General features: G+C 44.2%; 17 protein-coding genes. 6 read left to right on the plus strand and 11 right to left on the minus strand.

The genetic code is table 11. The features are described from left to right. A complete protein-coding gene (locus B6N13_RS17725) occupies window positions 1-1,410 on the plus strand; it encodes an aldehyde dehydrogenase family protein (protein WP_169460153.1) in 1,410 nt (469 codons plus the stop codon). A 45-nt stretch (window positions 1,411-1,455) separates the two neighbouring features. On the opposite strand, the gene B6N13_RS17730 is transcribed toward B6N13_RS17725, so the two are convergent. The 11 genes from B6N13_RS17730 to B6N13_RS17780 all read right to left on the minus strand — a co-directional run bounded on the left by B6N13_RS17730 (window position 1,456) and on the right by B6N13_RS17780 (window position 11,439). Beyond that, window positions 1,456-2,280, minus strand: coding sequence for a hypothetical protein (locus B6N13_RS17730; protein ID WP_169460154.1), 825 nt, complete (start codon window positions 2,278-2,280; stop codon window positions 1,456-1,458). 250 nt (window positions 2,281-2,530) lie between these two features. Further along, window positions 2,531-3,820 carry an amidase gene (locus B6N13_RS17735; protein ID WP_169460155.1) on the minus strand — a complete coding sequence of 430 codons (1,290 nt, stop codon included), beginning with the start codon at window positions 3,818-3,820 and terminating at the stop codon, window positions 2,531-2,533. A 27-nt stretch (window positions 3,821-3,847) separates the two neighbouring features. Then, the gene (locus tag B6N13_RS17740; protein WP_012069534.1) at window positions 3,848-5,020 is read right to left on the minus strand and encodes an alpha-hydroxy acid oxidase; all 1,173 of its coding nucleotides are present in this window, start codon (window positions 5,018-5,020) and stop codon (window positions 3,848-3,850) included. A gap of 61 nt (window positions 5,021-5,081) precedes the next feature. Beyond that, window positions 5,082-5,585: a flavin reductase gene (locus B6N13_RS17745; RefSeq protein WP_169460156.1), complete on the minus strand. Its 504-nt coding sequence runs from the start codon at window positions 5,583-5,585 to the stop codon at window positions 5,082-5,084. A gap of 29 nt (window positions 5,586-5,614) precedes the next feature. Continuing rightward, on the minus strand, window positions 5,615-6,568 hold the full coding sequence (locus tag B6N13_RS17750) for a PDR/VanB family oxidoreductase (RefSeq protein ID WP_048813975.1): 954 nt from the start codon (window positions 6,566-6,568) through the stop codon (window positions 5,615-5,617). Between the two features lie 86 nt (window positions 6,569-6,654). Then, entirely contained in the window at window positions 6,655-7,410 is a 756-nt protein-coding gene (locus B6N13_RS17755; protein WP_012069531.1) for an SDR family oxidoreductase, read from the minus strand. Window positions 7,411-7,443: 33 nt separating this feature from the next. Next, complete coding sequence (locus B6N13_RS17760; RefSeq protein WP_012069530.1) at window positions 7,444-7,926, minus strand: aromatic-ring-hydroxylating dioxygenase subunit beta; 483 nt, start codon at window positions 7,924-7,926, stop codon at window positions 7,444-7,446. Window position 7,927: 1 nt separating this feature from the next. After that, window positions 7,928-9,217, minus strand: a complete 1,290-nt coding sequence (locus tag B6N13_RS17765) for an aromatic ring-hydroxylating dioxygenase subunit alpha (RefSeq protein WP_169460157.1) — start codon at window positions 9,215-9,217, stop codon at window positions 7,928-7,930. A gap of 54 nt (window positions 9,218-9,271) precedes the next feature. Continuing rightward, window positions 9,272-9,790 (minus strand): nuclear transport factor 2 family protein, encoded by a 519-nt coding sequence (locus B6N13_RS17770; protein ID WP_169460158.1) that lies wholly within the window; start codon window positions 9,788-9,790, stop codon window positions 9,272-9,274. Between the two features lie 36 nt (window positions 9,791-9,826). Beyond that, the gene (locus tag B6N13_RS17775) at window positions 9,827-10,189 is read right to left on the minus strand and encodes a hypothetical protein (protein WP_012069527.1); all 363 of its coding nucleotides are present in this window, start codon (window positions 10,187-10,189) and stop codon (window positions 9,827-9,829) included. A 59-nt stretch (window positions 10,190-10,248) separates the two neighbouring features. Further along, window positions 10,249-11,439, minus strand: a complete 1,191-nt coding sequence (locus tag B6N13_RS17780; RefSeq protein WP_012069526.1) for an acyl-CoA dehydrogenase family protein — start codon at window positions 11,437-11,439, stop codon at window positions 10,249-10,251. A 638-nt stretch (window positions 11,440-12,077) separates the two neighbouring features. On the opposite strand from B6N13_RS17780, the gene B6N13_RS17785 reads away from it, so the two are divergent. The 5 genes from B6N13_RS17785 (at window position 12,078) to B6N13_RS17805 (ending at window position 17,996) form a co-directional block, all read left to right on the plus strand. Then, window positions 12,078-13,223 carry an ABC transporter substrate-binding protein gene (locus tag B6N13_RS17785; RefSeq protein WP_169460159.1) on the plus strand — a complete coding sequence of 382 codons (1,146 nt, stop codon included), beginning with the start codon at window positions 12,078-12,080 and terminating at the stop codon, window positions 13,221-13,223. 106 nt (window positions 13,224-13,329) lie between these two features. Continuing rightward, window positions 13,330-14,367, plus strand: a complete 1,038-nt coding sequence (locus tag B6N13_RS17790) for a branched-chain amino acid ABC transporter permease (protein WP_169460160.1) — start codon at window positions 13,330-13,332, stop codon at window positions 14,365-14,367. Beyond that, window positions 14,368-16,167: a branched-chain amino acid ABC transporter ATP-binding protein/permease gene (locus B6N13_RS17795; protein WP_169460161.1), complete on the plus strand. Its 1,800-nt coding sequence runs from the start codon at window positions 14,368-14,370 to the stop codon at window positions 16,165-16,167. It abuts the gene before it with no gap. After that, window positions 16,167-16,928 (plus strand): ABC transporter ATP-binding protein, encoded by a 762-nt coding sequence (locus B6N13_RS17800; protein ID WP_012069522.1) that lies wholly within the window; start codon window positions 16,167-16,169, stop codon window positions 16,926-16,928. The genes B6N13_RS17795 and B6N13_RS17800 overlap by 1 nt, the downstream gene beginning before the upstream one ends. 84 nt (window positions 16,929-17,012) lie before the next feature. Further along, the gene (locus tag B6N13_RS17805; RefSeq protein WP_169460162.1) at window positions 17,013-17,996 is read left to right on the plus strand and encodes a 2-dehydropantoate 2-reductase; all 984 of its coding nucleotides are present in this window, start codon (window positions 17,013-17,015) and stop codon (window positions 17,994-17,996) included. The last annotated feature ends 38 nt before the right edge of the window (window positions 17,997-18,034 follow it).

Here is an 18,034-nt window from a genome sequence, read left to right on the forward strand (position 1 = left end):
ATGAAGAATTATCATTTAATCAACAATGGCCAAGCAATGGCGACCCTTGAAACATTCAAGGTATATAACCCATCTACATCAGAGCTTATTGCAGAAGCCCCAAAAGCGACGTTAGAAGAATTAAACACCATTATTCAAAGTGCCCGCGATGCCTTCCCCCAATGGTCCTCTCTGGCATACTCTGAACGCCAAAACTACATTAATAAAATTGCCGATATCTTGGAGCAAAATAGTGAAGAGATCGCCACTATTATTACCAAAGAGCAAGGCAAGCCGATCGGCGCATCGCTTGGCTCTATGTTTGAGATAGGTGGGGCAATTGCTTGGGCGCGCTACACAGCAACCCTAGAAATGCCGGTTAAGGTTCTACAAGACGACGAAAACGGTCGTGTGGAAATGCATCGTCGTCCATTGGGTGTCGTTGCTTCAATAACCCCATGGAACTGGCCAGTCCTCATTGCAATATGGCACATTATTCCTGCGTTACTGACGGGTAATACAGTGATCTGTAAACCATCACCTTATACACCACTCTCGACTCTTCGCATGATCGAGTTGATGAACACTGTGTTACCTAAAGGTGTTATCAACAGTGTCACCGGCGGTGATGAATTGGGTGCAGCACTGTCCAATCACCCAGAAATTAATAAAATTGTATTCACTGGATCCACTGCAACGGGCAAAAAAGTCATGTCCTCCGCTGCTAACACCCTGAAACACTTAACACTTGAACTAGGTGGCAATGATGCTGGTATTGTATTACCAGATTGCGACCCAGAAGCCATTGCTCCTGGTTTGTTCTGGGGAGCATTCATTAACAATGGTCAAACATGTGCCGCCATGAAACGCCTATACGTTCATAGATCCATTTATGACCAAGTTTGCGAGTCATTAACCAACTTTGCAAAAAGCATTAAAGTGGGCGATGGTTTTGAAGAAGGCACAGAACTTGGACCAATTCAGAACAAGATGCAATTTGATATCGTTAACCGTCTTGTTACACAGTCTGTTGAGCAAGGTGGCAAAGTGCTACTTGGTGGTCCACTAGATAATCCGAAAGGCCTTTTCTTCCCAATCACCTTGGTTGCCATCGAAGACAACCAAAACCCATTGGTGCAAAACGAGCAATTTGGCCCAGCTTTACCAATCATTCCTTTCGATACAATTGAAGAAGCAATAGCCATGGCGAATGACAATGAAGCAGGTTTAGGTGGATCAGTCTGGTCAACAGACACAGCTAAAGCAGCAAACGTCGCCGCCAGAATGGAATGTGGTAGTGTTTGGATTAATAAACACGGTGCAGTTCAGCCTAACTCACCTTTTGGTGGTACTAAGTCATCAGGTCTTGGCGTTGAATTTGGCGAAGAAGGCTTGTTAGCAAACACAAATATCCAGTGCATACTATCATAAGCAAACAATCGGTCGTCTAACTTAGTTAGGCGACCGAACTTTTAATTAATAAAGTGAACTGACAATAGTGTTTCTTTTAATAACTACATTTGAAGTTTCTTTAATGAACTTCTTTGGTGTCATATCAGAAAAAAACTTCACTTCTTTTGTAAAATGAGACTCATCATAATAAGAAGACAACATTAGATCATTCAATGAAGGTAAATGCTGATGATCATTAAAAACAATGAGCTCAATTAAACTTTGAAATCGAACAATTCTGCTATATTGTTTAGGAGACATCCCAACAGCATGAGTAAATTTATCTCTAATAAGACGCTCACTAGAGCCAATATATTCAGCCAGTTCAGATATTTTTAAATCTCCTCTACTTTCCTGTATTTTATTAATACTATAATCAATAAAATCCATTTTTTTGGGTTCAAAAAAACCAAAAACTGTCAACCAATTTTGAGTCAGCAAGATACGCTCTTTGAAGCTTTTTGCCAGTGTTATCTTTTCAGTCAACTCTTTCCCAAAATAATTTAAACCAGATAATGAAACACCTTTATTGATAAGTTCAGAGTAACGAAAAAAAGACAACCTCCTGCTTACAGAAGTCGATAACCGAATACCAAAGTAAGTTTTCCCTGAATTAAATCTGATCTGCTGAGGAGTCAGTACAGAACCCCAGATAGTAGACGAGGCATTATCTTTATCGCAACAAAACTGAATATCCGCACAACCATCTGCGACCACTACAGTATGATCAGAAGACGCACGAAACTGATAGTACAATATGGATATATTTTTGTAGTTAACAATACATTCTTTATAATCTTCAAAGTCAGAAGAAAAACAATACTGAATAGGTATAGAACGATGGCTCATAAAAAACCCTTTTTTTATAATTCTTTAGCCATATCCAATTGACATAAAAAATTAGAACAAAGTCTGCTATCCGAGCGTTTCTCCTAATATTCCTTTTAAGTATTAACAAGATAAAATTTTATCGACACGTTGATCTGAAAAAAGACGCCAAACAAGTATTCCATTAAAAAAATTAGAAATAAATTCAGCGCCTTCGTTATTAAATAGCATAAATTTAGATAAACCACACTTATTATCAGAACAAGGCAACTTAATTTAACAATTCTTTGAACCAACCAGCATGACGCAATAAATCATCGTCTTCACGGACCTTACCAATAAGCTGTAAGCCTAAAGGAACACCACTCGTATCTTTCATGCCCGGCACGTTAATGACAGGAAGCCCCATAGCTTGCCAAGGACGACTCATATGAGGTGCACCTGTTGCAGCATGACCAAGCGGAGCAATATCTGGTGCGGCTGGCGCTAAGATGACATCAGCCTCAGGTGCATAGCTCCATAACCAATCTCGACACGCTTGCGTAGCATCCAAAGAAGCCACATAAGTTGAGCGATCAATGTTCAAGCCCTGATCCATTAACGCAGCCAAAGGATCACTTAGTTGGTTTTTTTGGAAAGACTCTATCGCTAAGTTACGACAAACTTCCCACGCCATGATATTGATATGGTGATCAACCATGTCTTTTATGCGATCGCCAGCTTCTAGCACAATCACTTTGACGTCTTGCGCCTTAAGCTTATCTACGGCCTTTTGTGTAGCACTTTCCATCGCTGGTGACGTATCACCGACCAATTCACCACGACAAACCAACACGCATTTAGGCGCAACGAGTTCACTGGTTTTAGTAGATGCAGTCTGACGCAACAAGACCGCTCGCAATAGCTGAATATCTTCAACATTACGCGCAAACAATCCTAAGGAATCAAGGGATTGTGCCAATGGCTGACCGCCACGTAATGAAAACTCACCACGACTTCCTACATACCCAATAGCACCACAATACGCCGCAGGACGAATCACTGAAGCGGCCGTTTGTGAGCCCAGCGCCATTGGCACCATGCCATCAGCAATCGCTGCAGCTGAGCCACTTGACGAGCCACCTGGTGTACGAGTTAAGTCTGCAGGATTCTTAGTCTTACCCGGTTTGAAATAAGCAAACTCGGTCGTTACTGTTTTACCTAATACTATGCCACCAGCAGCACGAATTAACGCCACACAAGTTGCATCTTCAACCGGCTGTCGTCCTGTATGAATTGGCGACCCCATTTCCGTGGGCATTTCCTCAGTATCAATAATGTCTTTTACACCCAAGGGCAGACCTTTTAACAAACTGGCATCAAAGAAGGCTTTATTCGCTTGATAATAAGCGAGATATTCATCACGAGATCGCTTTACTTGCCAAGCCCCTACCTCAGGTTCACGGGCCTCTATGCGCTCAAAACAAGCATTAATCAGCGCCTCGGTGGTGCACACGCCCTCTTCTATAGCGCGTAGCATTTGGCACAAGCCCATTTCATTTAATTCAATGTTGTTACTCATAAATAAACTGCCTACTCATGTTGCATTTTAGGATAAATAAAGGTGTGCAGGACTCAGTTCATCTAAACGCTGAACGCCCATTAAATTGAGACTGCGAGACAACTCTTCTTGCAAAATATCCAATACTCTTGAAACACCGATCTGACCACCAGCAGCAACACCAAACAAAGTCGCACGCCCAAGCATCACACCTTGTACACCTAGAGCTGCGGCTTTCACTACATCGCTGCCGCGACGAATGCCACTATCTAACAATATGTCTATGTCGCCACCTACGGCTTTCACAATAGCTGGCAAAGCATCGATGGAAGACAAGGCGCCATCAAGCTGTCGGCCACCATGATTACTAACCACAATGCCATCAAATCCTAGCTTCACAGCTTGTTTCGCATCATCAGGGTGCAGTACACCCTTTAGAATCAATTTGCCATGCCATTGATCTCTAATCCTCGCGACACTTTCCCAGTTAAATAAAGTGTCAAGCTGCTCTTGGATAAATTTCATCGCGCCCAATGCGCTTTGTTCATAGGTTGGTAAATAAGGGTTTAAATTACCCATGGTCGGCAATCCATAAGGAAACATGACTCGACAAACCCAGTTTGGATGCAGCATGACGTTGGCTTTATTGTGCCAAGTTAATTGACGAGGCCTGGCAAAATTACGTCGATCCCATTCGCGATTTCCCACTACAAAAGCATCAGAGGTAATGACTAAAGTACTTACGCCAACCGCTTTGGCTCGCGCCAACAAATCATCATTAAGCTGGGCATTTTTTAGACCATAAAGCTGGAACCAGAAATCAAGCTCCTGAGCCGCTTCGCGTACCTGCTCCATGGACGCGTTCGATACAGTACTCAGACAAAAAGGAATCTTTTTCACGTTAGCGGCTTTTGCTAAAGCGACATCGGCCTGCGGCCAAAGCATGCCATTAAACCCAGTTGGACCGATCATCATGGGCAATGCACTTGCTGAACCAACCAAAGAACGAGTTAATTCTGGAGGATAATTGGCGACTAAAGTATGAGAAGTCAGTCGAATTTTAGCGAAGTCACTCTCGTTACAGCTCAAGGTCTGTTCATTTTCAGCCCCACCAGCCAAGTACTCCCAAGCAAAATCAGGCAATCGGTAGCGAGCAAGCGCAGCCATTTCGGCTACACTTTGCACTCTAGAAATATCTGCGCCTTTATAAAACCTACGCACACTCTCTCCTTAAAAAAAGCTAAGCTTTATAACCTATGCGATATTGATTGCCCTATCTAGATTACTTAGTTTGAGCGACAGATTGCTCATTCAAGCAATGATACGCTCGGTTGAAATACACTAAGCCTTGGCCATCTATGCCAACTTTTACGTCTTTCACACGACAATAAAATACAGTGTGAGAACCAATTTCATGGCTTTCATGGATTTCGCAGTCAAAGCTAACTAAGGCTTCATCCAATGCAGGTGCGCCAGTTTTTAGTGTTGTCCATTGGTGTTTAGCAAAACGCTCATCACTGTTTAATTCACGGTTAGCAAAATCCCAAGAAACACCTTGGTGATGGCTTTGCAATACGTTCACACACAGCACTGCATTCTTTTTAAAGTGGGGGTTAGCGAATGAATTACGGTTCATACACACCAACAAAGTTGGTGGCTCATCGGTCACACTGGTTACCGCCGTTGCAGTAAAACCAAAGCGTCCAGCTTCACCATCGGTAGTGATTACTGACACGGCGCCACCAAGCATAGACATGCCATCGCGGAATAATTTTGTATCTATCATGGTATTCTCCTACCCTTTATTAGGGAGTTTTAAATATCTAAGACAAGTCGTGGAGAAAGTGAACGAGAACAACACAAAGTAATTTGGTCATTATCTTCTTTCTCTTCTTCCGTCAGATAAACATCACGGTGATCTGGTGTGCCTTCAATAACGTCACAAAGACAAGTACCACATGTTCCCTGCTCACAAGAAACTTTCACTTTTACACCCGCAGCTTTTAAAGCATCAGCAATGCTTTCGTTTTCGCCCACTTGTACCGTAACGCCACTTTGCTCAGCAACAACTTCAAAACTTGCACCGCCCGTTTTCACTTCAACGTTAAAAAACTCTTTGTGCACGTTGCTATCAGCCATACCGAGATTTTTCGCAGTACTGATTACCCAATCCATAAAACCATTTGGGCCACAAACATAAAGATGGGTATCAGCATCGGCGTCTTTCAAAACTGTTTCCAGATCCAAGCGCTGATCTTCAGAATCAAAATGCAAATCAACATGGCTTGCAAATGAACTAGTCGCTAACTCATCAAGGAAACCACTTGTTTCACGAGAGCGACTGCAGTAATGCAATTCAAACGCTTTACCTTCTGCTTCCAAGGAATACGCCATTGCAATCATCGGCGTAATCCCGATGCCACCGCCAATCAATATGGAGCGCTTAGCACTTTTCTCTAATGGAAAATGGTTACGTGGGACACCAATAGTTAGCTCGGTGCCTTCTTGTAAATTAATGTGAGCAGCAATCGATCCACCACGTGAGTTCGGATCTTTTAAAATACCTAAACGATAAGCACTGGTGTCTGCAGGGTCGCTACACAACGAATACTGACGAATCAAGTCATCACTTAAGTGCACATCAACATGCGCACCAGCTTCAAACACTGGCAATGCCTCACCATTGAGGCTCGCAAGCTCTAAAGCCATCACACCGTCAGTGTGGTTTTCTCGTTTACGAACAACGACTTTCAATAATGTTTCAGACATCCAACTCTCCTCCCGACCCAGGCCTAAGTCGGGACCTTGGTTCACAGACATAACTCAAATAAAACCCGATAAGCAGACAAGGCTGCTTATCGCATAAACAAACCGCCATTGACATCCCACGTTGTTCCGGTGGTGAAGTAGGCTTCTGGACGAGCAAATTGCACAACCATGTCACCAATAAAGTCTGCATCACCTAGTTGACCAACTGGAATAGCCCCCAACAAGGTTGGTAAGCGCTCCTCTGGCACCAAAGCGGTAACCATTGGCGAATCTATCGGGCCAGGCGCTATGGCATTAACGGTCACACCTTTGCTAGCAAGTTCTTTGGCAAAGACTTTAGTTACCGTCAAAATGCCGCCTTTAGAAGCGGCATAATGAGCCCCTGTTGAAGTGCCGCCATTTTGCCCAGCCAAAGACGACATATTGATGATTCGGCCATAGCCTTGTTCAGCCATGTATTTACCCATCACCTGACAGCCAACAAACACACCACCAAGATTGATATTCACCACCTCATTAAACTCTTCAGGGGAAATATCCATAACCGGCGTGGCTTTTGTGACAGCGGCGTTATTGACCAATACATGCAAGGCACCAAACTCAGCCAGAGCAAACTTCAGTGCATTTTCGAAATCGGATTTTTTGGCGATATTTAACTCACAAGCAATGGCGCTTTTCCCTTCAGGATCAAGGGAAAGCGCAGCGGATTTAGCCGCTTCAACATTAGCATCGGTCAAGACCACACGAAAACCTGCCGCATACAAACGTGATGCGATATGAAATCCAAGTCCTTGCGCGGCACCAGTTACCAGTGCCACGTTTGATTGTGTAGATTGAGACATTATTTCGTCCTCTTTTTTGGTCATCAAAGACCGTTAAAAGATGAAACTTACCGTGCGTAAGAAACCATCAGCATGCATCAGCTTGACCACTTTACGATCAATCACAAAACCGTCAGCCGTTGGCTTTAAGCGATACTCTAAGTCTGCTGGATACGTCACTAATTTGCCGTGACGCAATTCGTTCAATGTCATAGCACAGCGTACAACAACGTAATCGGTAGTTTCTTCTAAGATACGTACACGGGATACCATACGAACCGTGCCGTTGACCGAGCCAGCCGACACAGACTCACCACTTTCCAAGCGAGCTACTCGCATACGACGCATATCGGCATCATCTAACGCTAGGTTCAAAGTGTTTTCATAATCTGTTTCATTGTTGTCAGTGGGCACAATGTATAAACCGCTTTTATCCCAAAGAGACAACCAGTCTTGATACTCTTTGTGATCCAACAAGTCTGCTTCGTGCCAAATAAACGCCGTTGCTTTGTTAAGCAGGTCTGTATTCATTGTCATCTTATTTCTCCCCTTCGGCGGCCATCATTTGCTTATATTTTTGGTACGCTCCACGCATGCCGGTTTCAGAACACACGGCACCAGCCACATTACCATCTGGTGATGTATGTAAATTCTCCATACCGCGATTAACTAGAATCCAGCCATCTTTACCCGCCATAGATCCTTTTTGAACACGCTCCCACGCTTCACCATCATCAGGTGTTCCGAAGCCCATAGGCCCTTGGAAGTGTTCGTGTAGGCGCATACGTTTGCGGTTAAATGGTGCTGGCGCACCTTCACCACCAATAGCAACGTGTTGAATCTCTGTTACCTCGGCAGTGACTGGACGCAAGACGCGGAAGAACGCCATTGAACAAGATACGTTGGGGAATAGATTCAAGTTAAAACCTGTACCATGAGCAGCACGTACAAGACGCTTAACCTGCTCCTCATCCTGACCTTCGTCACGTAATGCCTGAGCCAGTTCTTCAAAGCGCCCTGGTATCGGTTGATCCAAATCCGCTTCTAAATCCACTAAGTCAGGAATCATCACCATGACACTGTGGCCATTACCTAAATCTTCAACAAAGCCATCACCATCTAGGAAATCAAAAATGTCCGCTGTAGCATCATCTAATGAACTGATGAATGATTTATGGATGATTGGAAAGTGGTAAGCATCCGTGGTGTTTTCGAGCTGAATTTTCCAGTTTCCAGGAAAGTTAAAACGATGCTCGCCCAATACTTTTAATGGGTAACCGCCGCCTTGCTTAACAAACAGATCGATCCATTTTTTTGCGCCACCCAAGAAATCGACTAGTGGCTCAATGTCATTTTTAAAAGTCGCAAAAACCAAACCTTGGTAAGACTCATGACGCAAACTTTCTAGTGGTAAATCGCTTTTATCAAGAACACCCTCGTATTCTTCTGGTTTCGGGATTGCACGTAAGCCACCATCTAAACCATAGCCCCAACCGTGATAGGGACAAGTAAAGGCTTTAGTTTTACCTTTACGACCTTCACATACCGTTGCACCACGGTGACGACAACGGTTCAACAACACATGCAGATTCATTTTACGGTCACGACTTAGAATCACAGGATGGCGACCCACAAAGGCTGTTTTAAAACTGCCTGCTTCTGGCACTTCGCTTTCGTGACCGATAAAGACCCAGGTGTTTTGGAAGACTTTATCTAATTCTTCTTCAAAGATTTCTGGGTCAGAATATAACGCTTTATGAACGTGACCCTCTTCGACCATATCTGCCGCTTTTTGACTGATATTTTTCAATGCAATTAATTCACTCATCTTCTTTCTCTCTTTAATCTTTTAGACATCGACCCTATTTGTTTTCGTGTCAGCTTATTTAGGTACAGGCAAGGTGGCATCATCATTCCAATCCGATACCGGACGACTGAACAAATTCTCTGTTTGAAAATGCGCCATTCGCCACACGCCGTTATCACGTTGAAACGACACACTTAAACGCGCACTGTTCAAATGTGAGCCGCCAGCGCTAAAGCTCGATACTTGAATCATGTTCCAGCTACCAAAAGCCTTATCACCATCCACACGAATCACTTCTGAAGATAGGTAATGCACATTCAACGAAAAATGCGCAGGCTCAACGGTGTATTTGGACAGCATCGCAACAATGGCATCACGGCCTTCATAACCACCAAAGCTATTTGCGTAGCGAGCCCCCTTGCCTTCCCACTTAGCGTCTTCAGTAAACAGATCACCTAATTGATCCAATGGCGTAGCAGGATTTAAGTGATCACATAGATCCATATAACGGTTGATACAAGCACGAATCGCTCGGTCACTTTCTAAAGCGTCAATTCGTGCCAATATCGCTTCTAGCTCTTTCGTGCTCTTCATACCTATACCCGTCCTCTATATCTATATCGTTAAGTCTTAGGCACGTTGAACAATCAGTTCACGACCAATACGAGATTCAATCTTCACGTAACGCCAAAGCTTGTATGGCGTATCGCCAACGGCAGTGGTACGTAGCAAGTTGCAGCAAGCAACCACAGTGTCGTAATCTTTAACATCAGCCAACAGATAGGTTGTCCACGGGTAGCCAGCAGAAGGACCAACCATACTTTGGTCATCATCCATGTTGCCGATCACTTCAACGCCATCCATGTCATGAATACCATTCCACATAGCACCAAATGCTGCCCAAACGTCTAATTGCTCTTCACGTGCAGCGTCCATAAAGTTTTGGTTAATACCCATGCAAAAAAGTACGCGTAATGGTTTTTTATCGCTCATATTCATTTCTCCAATAATCAAAAAGTTCGTCTAAAATCTGATAAAATCAGACTAATTTCTTATAAATAACCCGGTAATGGTTTTTGTCCAAAGAAGATGGCACCAGCATTTTGCCAAGTAATGTCCCCCATAAAAGCGTGCTGAGTAACAACCTGAGCGTCGTTAACAAAACGCGATAATGGGCTGGCTTTATAAACGCCCGTCATTCCAGATACCATTTGAACCTTGCGCGCCACTTCAGCAGATACGCGAGAAGCGTGCGTCGATGAAAGACGTAATAAATTAATTTGCTCTACAGACAACTCTTCATTCTTCTCTAGAGTCTGCCAAGCATCATTGATGGATTCGTAGAAGAAGCAACGCGCTGCACGTAGATCCGCATCCGCTTTCGCCACTTCCGCTTGAGTTAAAGGACGTTCGCCTATATTTGGAGCACCAGTAACAGAAGCACGGCCTGCCGCCATAGCTTTAAGTTCATCGAGCGCTGCTCGCGCTACGCCTAAACCAACAACAGAAAGAACTTGAGTTGCAAAAGACAAAGAAGGATAGCGGAACATGATTTCATCTAGATTCGAAGCGCCACCGCGAACAAAAGTCCAATCCTCTGCCACATCCACATTGTTGACAACTAAGTCATGGCTGCCAGTTCCAGCAAGACCAACCACATCCCAGTTTTTCTTAACCTCCGCCTTGCTTGCTGGCATTACCGCCATACGAGGAAGACCCAGCTTATCGCCTTCTTTTGGCGCAATACCAACACCAACTACATCCGCGCCCATACAGCCACTTGAAAAACTCCAGCGACCTTTCACGCAGAAACCGCCATCTACTTTTTCAGCAGGTTGAGGAGGGAAAATCCCCCCAGCGAACACAACATCTGGTGATTTAGCATAAACTTGTTTTAGCGTATCGATTGGCAAAGCAGATAAGTACACAACGCCCATGCCAAAGCTTGCTACCCAGCCCGCAGAACCATCCGCTTTAGAGATTTCTTCAATGACTTCACAAAATTGAGCCGCGGTAATTTCATCACCACCTAGACGCTTTGGTACTAAGGCGCGGTAAATACCTAAACTGCGTAAACGCTCAATAATGTCCTGACTAATAAACTGCTGACTATCGAACTCGTTATTACGAGCACGATTTCTAATGTCACCCATCAATTGCTCAAATGCCTCAGTTCCCAAAGCATCAAATACAGATCCCGAGGCTTTTTCTTGGTGAGGCACGCCTACGTTATTCAGACTCATAATTATCTCCTCTAATGCAGATTTAGTTACTGACTCTATAGAACGAGTGAACCGTTCAGTTGAAGATTCTTATTATTTTTACTGCATTAATAAAAAGATTAAGAACTTCTCTTTCTCCATCGAACAACAACCATAAAGCGCGTCATCCACCGTCCCGTTTTGCATCACTCAAAAACATTAAATTAATGTATAACGAATACTAATAAGGTCGTACTAATTACTTTACTTGTCAACTAATTTTTCAAGTTAATTATCAATGAAATATAAGACTTAAAACTGCCCACTGAAAAAAAATTATGTCAACATAACGATCGAAAAACGAACTAAACAACTGATTTAAAACAACAAATAAGCAAATAAAACGATTTTTAATCGCAAGCAAAGAGCAAAACCAAAAGGCAATCAACTCACACCCAAAAGAATAAAACAGCAGTAAAAAGCTATTTTTCGGATATTTTTTATTTATTTTTTATGTTGTTTTTTACAAAAAACAATGGCAGGCTAACTTCGGATTAAGGTATGAATTTAATAAAAATAAATAGAAAAATAGTTACCCGCTAAAAAGACACAATGCCTGTCTTTAAGGGGCAAAAGCGCTGTAAATATCAAATAGTGTTAACTACATACAGGAAAATCTTATGACACCTAAAAAAGTAATATCTGCTGTATTTCTAAGCTCTTCGCTACTCGCACCACTAGCAAACGCCGACATTAAAATTGGCGTAGTCAGCTCCAGCACTGGCCCAATTGCACTCGTTGGCATTCCCCAAAAAAATACCATACCACTCCTTCCCACCTCTGCTGGCGGTGAAAAAATCACCTACATCTCTTTAGATGACGGAAGCGATCCAACTGCTACAGTTAAGGCATTCAAAAAGTTAATTGACGAAGAACATGTAGACGCAATCATCGGTCCAAGTGGCTCGGGCAATGCAATGAGCGTCATCCAATTTGCAGCGGAATCAGGCACCCCAATGTTGGCTCCTGTTGGAACCGCCGCCGTTGTATTACCAATGACAGAGCAAAAGAAATGGGTTTTTAAAACTACGCAGAATGACGACTTAATTGCCGAAGCATTAATCGAACAAATGAAAGCAACAGGCATTAAAACCATTGGACTTATCGGGACAGCAGACCCCTATGGTGAAAACTGGGCCAAGGTAATGAAAGACCTAACCCAAAAAGCAGGCATTCAAATTGTCGCAAGTGAACAATTTCAACGTCAGGATACATCCATGACAGGTCAGAGCTTAAAAATTCTGATGGCTAACCCAGATGCTGTGCTGATTGCCGCACCGGGCAGTTCATCAGTTATGCCGCAAACCACCCTTAAAGACCAAGGTTACAGCGGCAAAATCTACCAAACACATGGCGCAGCTTTAGACCCTTTCCTCCGCCTTGGCGGCAAAGCAGTTGAGGGCACTATCCTAGCCGCAAGCTCCATGCTGGTTCTAGATGAAGTACCGAACAGCCCTTCCAAAGAAATAGCCACAAAATACATCACAGACTACAAAAAACTCTACGGCGAAACACCTGCCACCTTTGGCGGCAACGTGCTCGATGCAGGCCTACTTCTTGAGAACGCTATCCCAAGCGCACTTAAGTCTGGCAAACCTGGTACAGCTGAATTCCGTAGCGCACTGCGTGATGCGCTAGAAAACACCAAAGAAATGCCTGCTACTCAGGGCGTTTATAACATGACAGCTGAAGATCACAGTGGCTTTGACGAGCGCGGCCGAGTTCTAATCACCGTCAAAGACGGTAAATGGGCGCTACTAAAATAATACTCTCCAGCTGGGGGACACACACAACTCTCCCAGCGAGAATATAATTATAAATTTTGCAGCCACGTAGCCGCAAAATCGATGAGAACAAAAGGAATCACACTAAATGAACTTTCAGATCGCCACACTGCTTGGACAGGATGGCCTAACCAATGGAGCCATTTATGCTTTATTGGCCCTGTCTATTTTGCTGGTTTTTACAGTCACACGAATATTACTTATTCCATTAGGCGAATTCGTAACCTTTGGCGCACTTACAATGGCCGCTATGCAGATGGGTAAAGCCCCAAAACTAGAATGGCTGCTACTCGGTCTTGTTTTGATCGATTGCGTCTTAGATTTGTACCAACAAATCAAATACCACATCGATCGAAATAAGATGAAAAAAATAGCCCTCAAACTCGGCTATGCCTTAGCAATGATAGGCTTGTTAAACAATCTGCCTTTATCAGAAATCCCAATGGCCTGCCAAGTTTTATTAACACTTTGTTTAATCGTGCCACTTGGCCCAATTATGTATCGTCTGTTTTTCCAACCTCTTGCAGATGCACCAGCACTGGTTTTATTGATTGTCTCCATTGCGCTCCATGTCGCCATGGTAGGAATCGGTCTGTTATTATTTGGACCTGAAGGCGCTCGCACTCAACCCTTCTCAGATACAGGTTTCCGCTTAGGTGCCGTAATGCTGAAAAGCCAAACACTTTGGGTCATTTTAGTCTCCATCTTCCTCATTGTAACTTTGTTCATCGCCTTTGAACGCACCCTCTACGGCAAAGCACTTCGCGCCACAGCTGTAAACCGAATGGGAGCTCGCTTGCAAGGCATATCACCCGTATTTGCCGGCAAAGCCACTTTCGCTCTAGCCGCTTTTATCGGCAGTGCATCGGGCATTTTAATCGCCCCAATCACCACACTTTATTATGACTCAGGTTTCATCATCAGCCTAAAAGGTTTCGTTGGCGCCATTATTGGCGGCCTTGTCAGCTACCCAATCGCAGCCATTGGTGCCATTGCTGTGGGTATGATTGAAGCTTTTTCCATGTTTTGGGCCAGTAACTACAAAGAAATCATCGTTTTCACCCTGATTATTCCATTCCTAATCTGGCGCTCGATGAACAGCCATCATGTAGAGGATGACGAATAAATGAAATCGCGTAATTTAATTATTTTTGGCTTAGTCGTACTTGCCATTGCACCTCAAGTGCTCCCCACTTTTCAGGTCACTCTACTTAACTATATTGGCCTATATGCTTTAGTTGTACTTGGCTTGGTTTTATTAACTGGTGTGGGCGGAATGACCAGCTTTGGTCAAGCAGCTTTTGTTGGGCTTGGTGCCTACTCCACCGCCTATCTAACCACCACAGAACAACTACCGAGTTGGCTAGCTTGGTCGGCAGGATCTCCTTGGATTGGTTTACTGATCGGTTTGATACTAACCGCTGCGGTCGCCTTATTCCTTGGCGCACTTACCCTCAAACTATCAGGCCACTATTTACCACTAGGCACCATTGCTTGGGGTATCTCGCTGTATTACTTGTTTGGCACCATGAGCTCTATGGGCGGACATACTGGGATTAGCGGCTTACCCTCTTTAAGTCTATTTGGCGTTCTTCTCGACAAAGGGGAAAAGATTTATTACTTAATTTGGGCGATTCTAATGCTAGCCGTCTGGATTACCAGCAACCTACTAAATTCCCGCGAAGGTCGCGCTATTCGCGCCTTAAAAGGCGGCCAGTTAATGGCAGAATCCATGGGGGTAAATACCTTTCGCTCAAAGATGGTTATCTTCTTGATCTCCGCTCTTTTTGCTGGTATTTCCGGCTGGCTTTACGCACACACTCAACGCTTTGTCAATCCGACCCCTTTTGGCCTTAGTATGGGTATTGATTACCTTTTTATGGCATTAGTTGGCGGTGTTGGCAGTGTCTGGGGGGCATTACTTGGCGCTGGCATTTTGACCATGCTCAAGCAGTGGCTGCAGGATTGGTTACCACTTGTCATGGGCGGCAATGGACAATACGAAGCCATTGTTTTGGGGTTGTTAATTGTTTTCATGATGCAACGCTCACCGGGCGGTATTTGGCCTCTACTAGTGAAGTTTGCACCAGCATCGTGGCGCAACCAGGATCACATAAAAATTTCCTCTTCAGCCACCGAATTACCACGCCGTGATTTACCCAAAAAAGGCAAATTGGTATTGGAGGCTTGCAACGTAACTCGTCGCTTTGGCGGTCTGATTGCCAATAACCAAATGAATCTAAAGCTGCATGCTGGCGAAGTTCTTGCGCTAATCGGCCCCAATGGCGCAGGCAAAAGCACGATGTTTAACCAGCTCTCTGCGGTCGATACACCAAGTGATGGCGAAGTACTCTTTTTAAATCAAAGCTTAAAAGGCAAAAGCTCTCGCCAAGTCGCTCAAATGGGCATGAGCCGTACCTTTCAGCATGTAAAATTGCTAACCTCCATGACGGTATTAGAAAACGTCGCACTAGGTGCACACATGCGAGGCAACAAGGGAATTATCAGCTCCGCACTACATCTTGAACGCGAAGAAGAGCAGCGCTTACTAAAAGAAGCACAATACCAACTTGAACGAGTTGGTTTAGGTGAACACCTCTACACAGAAGCTGGTAGCCTATCTCTTGGACAGCAGCGCATTCTTGAGATTGCTCGCGCACTTTGTGCCGATCCATGCGTGCTTCTACTAGACGAACCGGCAGCAGGGCTTCGCCACAAGGAAAAACAAGCCCTTGCTGAACTACTCAAGAAACTACGACAAGAAGGTCTAGCTATTCTACTGGTTGAACATGACATGGATTTTGTGATGAATCTTGCCGATCGAATTGTGGTAATGGAATTTGGTGAAAAGATCGCTGAAGGCTTACCAGAAGAAATTCAAACCAACCCGGCTGTTTTAGAAGCCTACTTGGGAGGTGCCGAATAATGACTCACGCTACAGAAAAAAATTTACTCGACGTCAGCGGACTTCGTGTTGCTTATGGCAAAGTAGAAGCCTTAACTGGTATTGACCTAACACTCCAAGAGGGAAAACTGGTCACCGTCATCGGCCCAAATGGCGCAGGCAAAACCACACTATTATCAGCTATTATGGGAATATTACCTTCCAAAGGCACAATTCATTTTAATGGCCAAGATTTTATCAGCCCAAATGTTGAAACACTGGTTGGACATGGTCTTGGTCTGGTTCCTGAAAAGCGCGAACTTTTCGCCACCATGACAGTTCAGGACAATTTATTGCTCGGCGCATTCCAACGCTACCGCCGTGGCGATAAAAGTTACGACCAAACCTTGAACGAAATTTATAAGATATTCCCTCGCCTATGGGAACGCCGCCAACAGCAGGCCGGCACTTTATCCGGTGGCGAGAGACAAATGCTGGCAATTGGTCGCGCCATGATGAGCAAACCAAAACTCTTAATGCTAGATGAACCTAGCTTAGGGTTAGCACCCTTAATTACACGGGAAATTTTTCGCATTTTTGCCGACCTTCGTAGCCAAGGCGTCTCAATCCTTCTGGTCGAACAAAACGCTCGCGCTGCGCTAAAAGTGGCTGATTACGCCTATGTACTAGAAGGAGGACAAATTGCCATGCAAGGTCCAGCAGCAGAACTAGCCAATGACCCCAAGGTGATAGAGGCCTATCTAGGATTAGCAAGCAAGCACCAAGAGCTGCTTTCCAGCTAAGAATATCCAAAAGAACTGAATTTACCAGCAGTTGGAGAGAGCTCTCATTTTGAGACTTTCTCATTTTTTAATGGGAAAATAACTATGAATATTTGTATTGCAGGCGCTGGCGCTATCGGATGCACACTCGCTGCTCGCCTAGCCAAATCAGGCCAAAATGTAAAAGTGCTTGCTAGAGGCGCAACTCTTGAGACTATTAAAAAGAAAGGCATTCATCTCACAGATATTGAAGGCGAACATAGAGTAGACATCGTAGCCTCCAACTCAGCAGAAGAATTAGGCCAGCAAGATCTTATTTTCGTCTGCTGCAAAGCACCAGCTTTACCTACCATGTTAGAACTTATAACCCCTATGCTGCATGAAAAAACCATTGTCATTCCAGTGGTAAACGGCATTCCTTGGTGGTATTTCAAAGGCATCGAGGGACGTTTTTCTGACGATTACATTCAAGCTATCGACCCAAAAGGCAGCGTCAGTAAATTACTTCCGCAAAATCATCTGATTGGCTGCGTGGTATTTATTACCGCGTTTAGAAACTCACCAGGCGTCGTCACTTCAACCAACCCTCATCTCATCGTATTTGGTGAAGTCGATCATCAAATGAGTGAACGACTAGAAGAAGTTCGCAAGGTAATTGAAGATGCTGGAATCGAGGCGCGCGCCACAGACAATATTCGCGACCAGATATGGACCAAAGTGGCTGCAAACATCACTTCCAACCCACTTTCTGTGGTGACCAAAGGAACACTTGAACAACTCTATGGCGACAAACGACTCAAGCCTCTGGTTCGCAAAATACTTGACGAAGTTTTACTGGTTGCCGCGGCTTATGGCGCAAGAATTCGTTTCGATCCTCACACCTTTATGGAACTAGGTGCAGGTATGGGCGCAGTTAAAACCTCCATGCTGCAAGACTACGAAGCAGGCCAGCCCCTAGAGCTTGACGCTATTGGCTACGCCGTCTTAGAGCTGGCAAACAAGGTAGGCATTCCGATGACCGCCACACAACAGCTTTTGGATTTAACCCATTTTATTGCGTCACAACCCTACTCTCAGAAACAAGATTAACAACAAAATTGCACAACTTAATAAGTACAATGAGGGAC

Source organism: Marinomonas sp. UCMA 3892 (genome assembly GCF_012726345.1).
Classification (GTDB): domain Bacteria; phylum Pseudomonadota; class Gammaproteobacteria; order Pseudomonadales; family Marinomonadaceae; genus Marinomonas.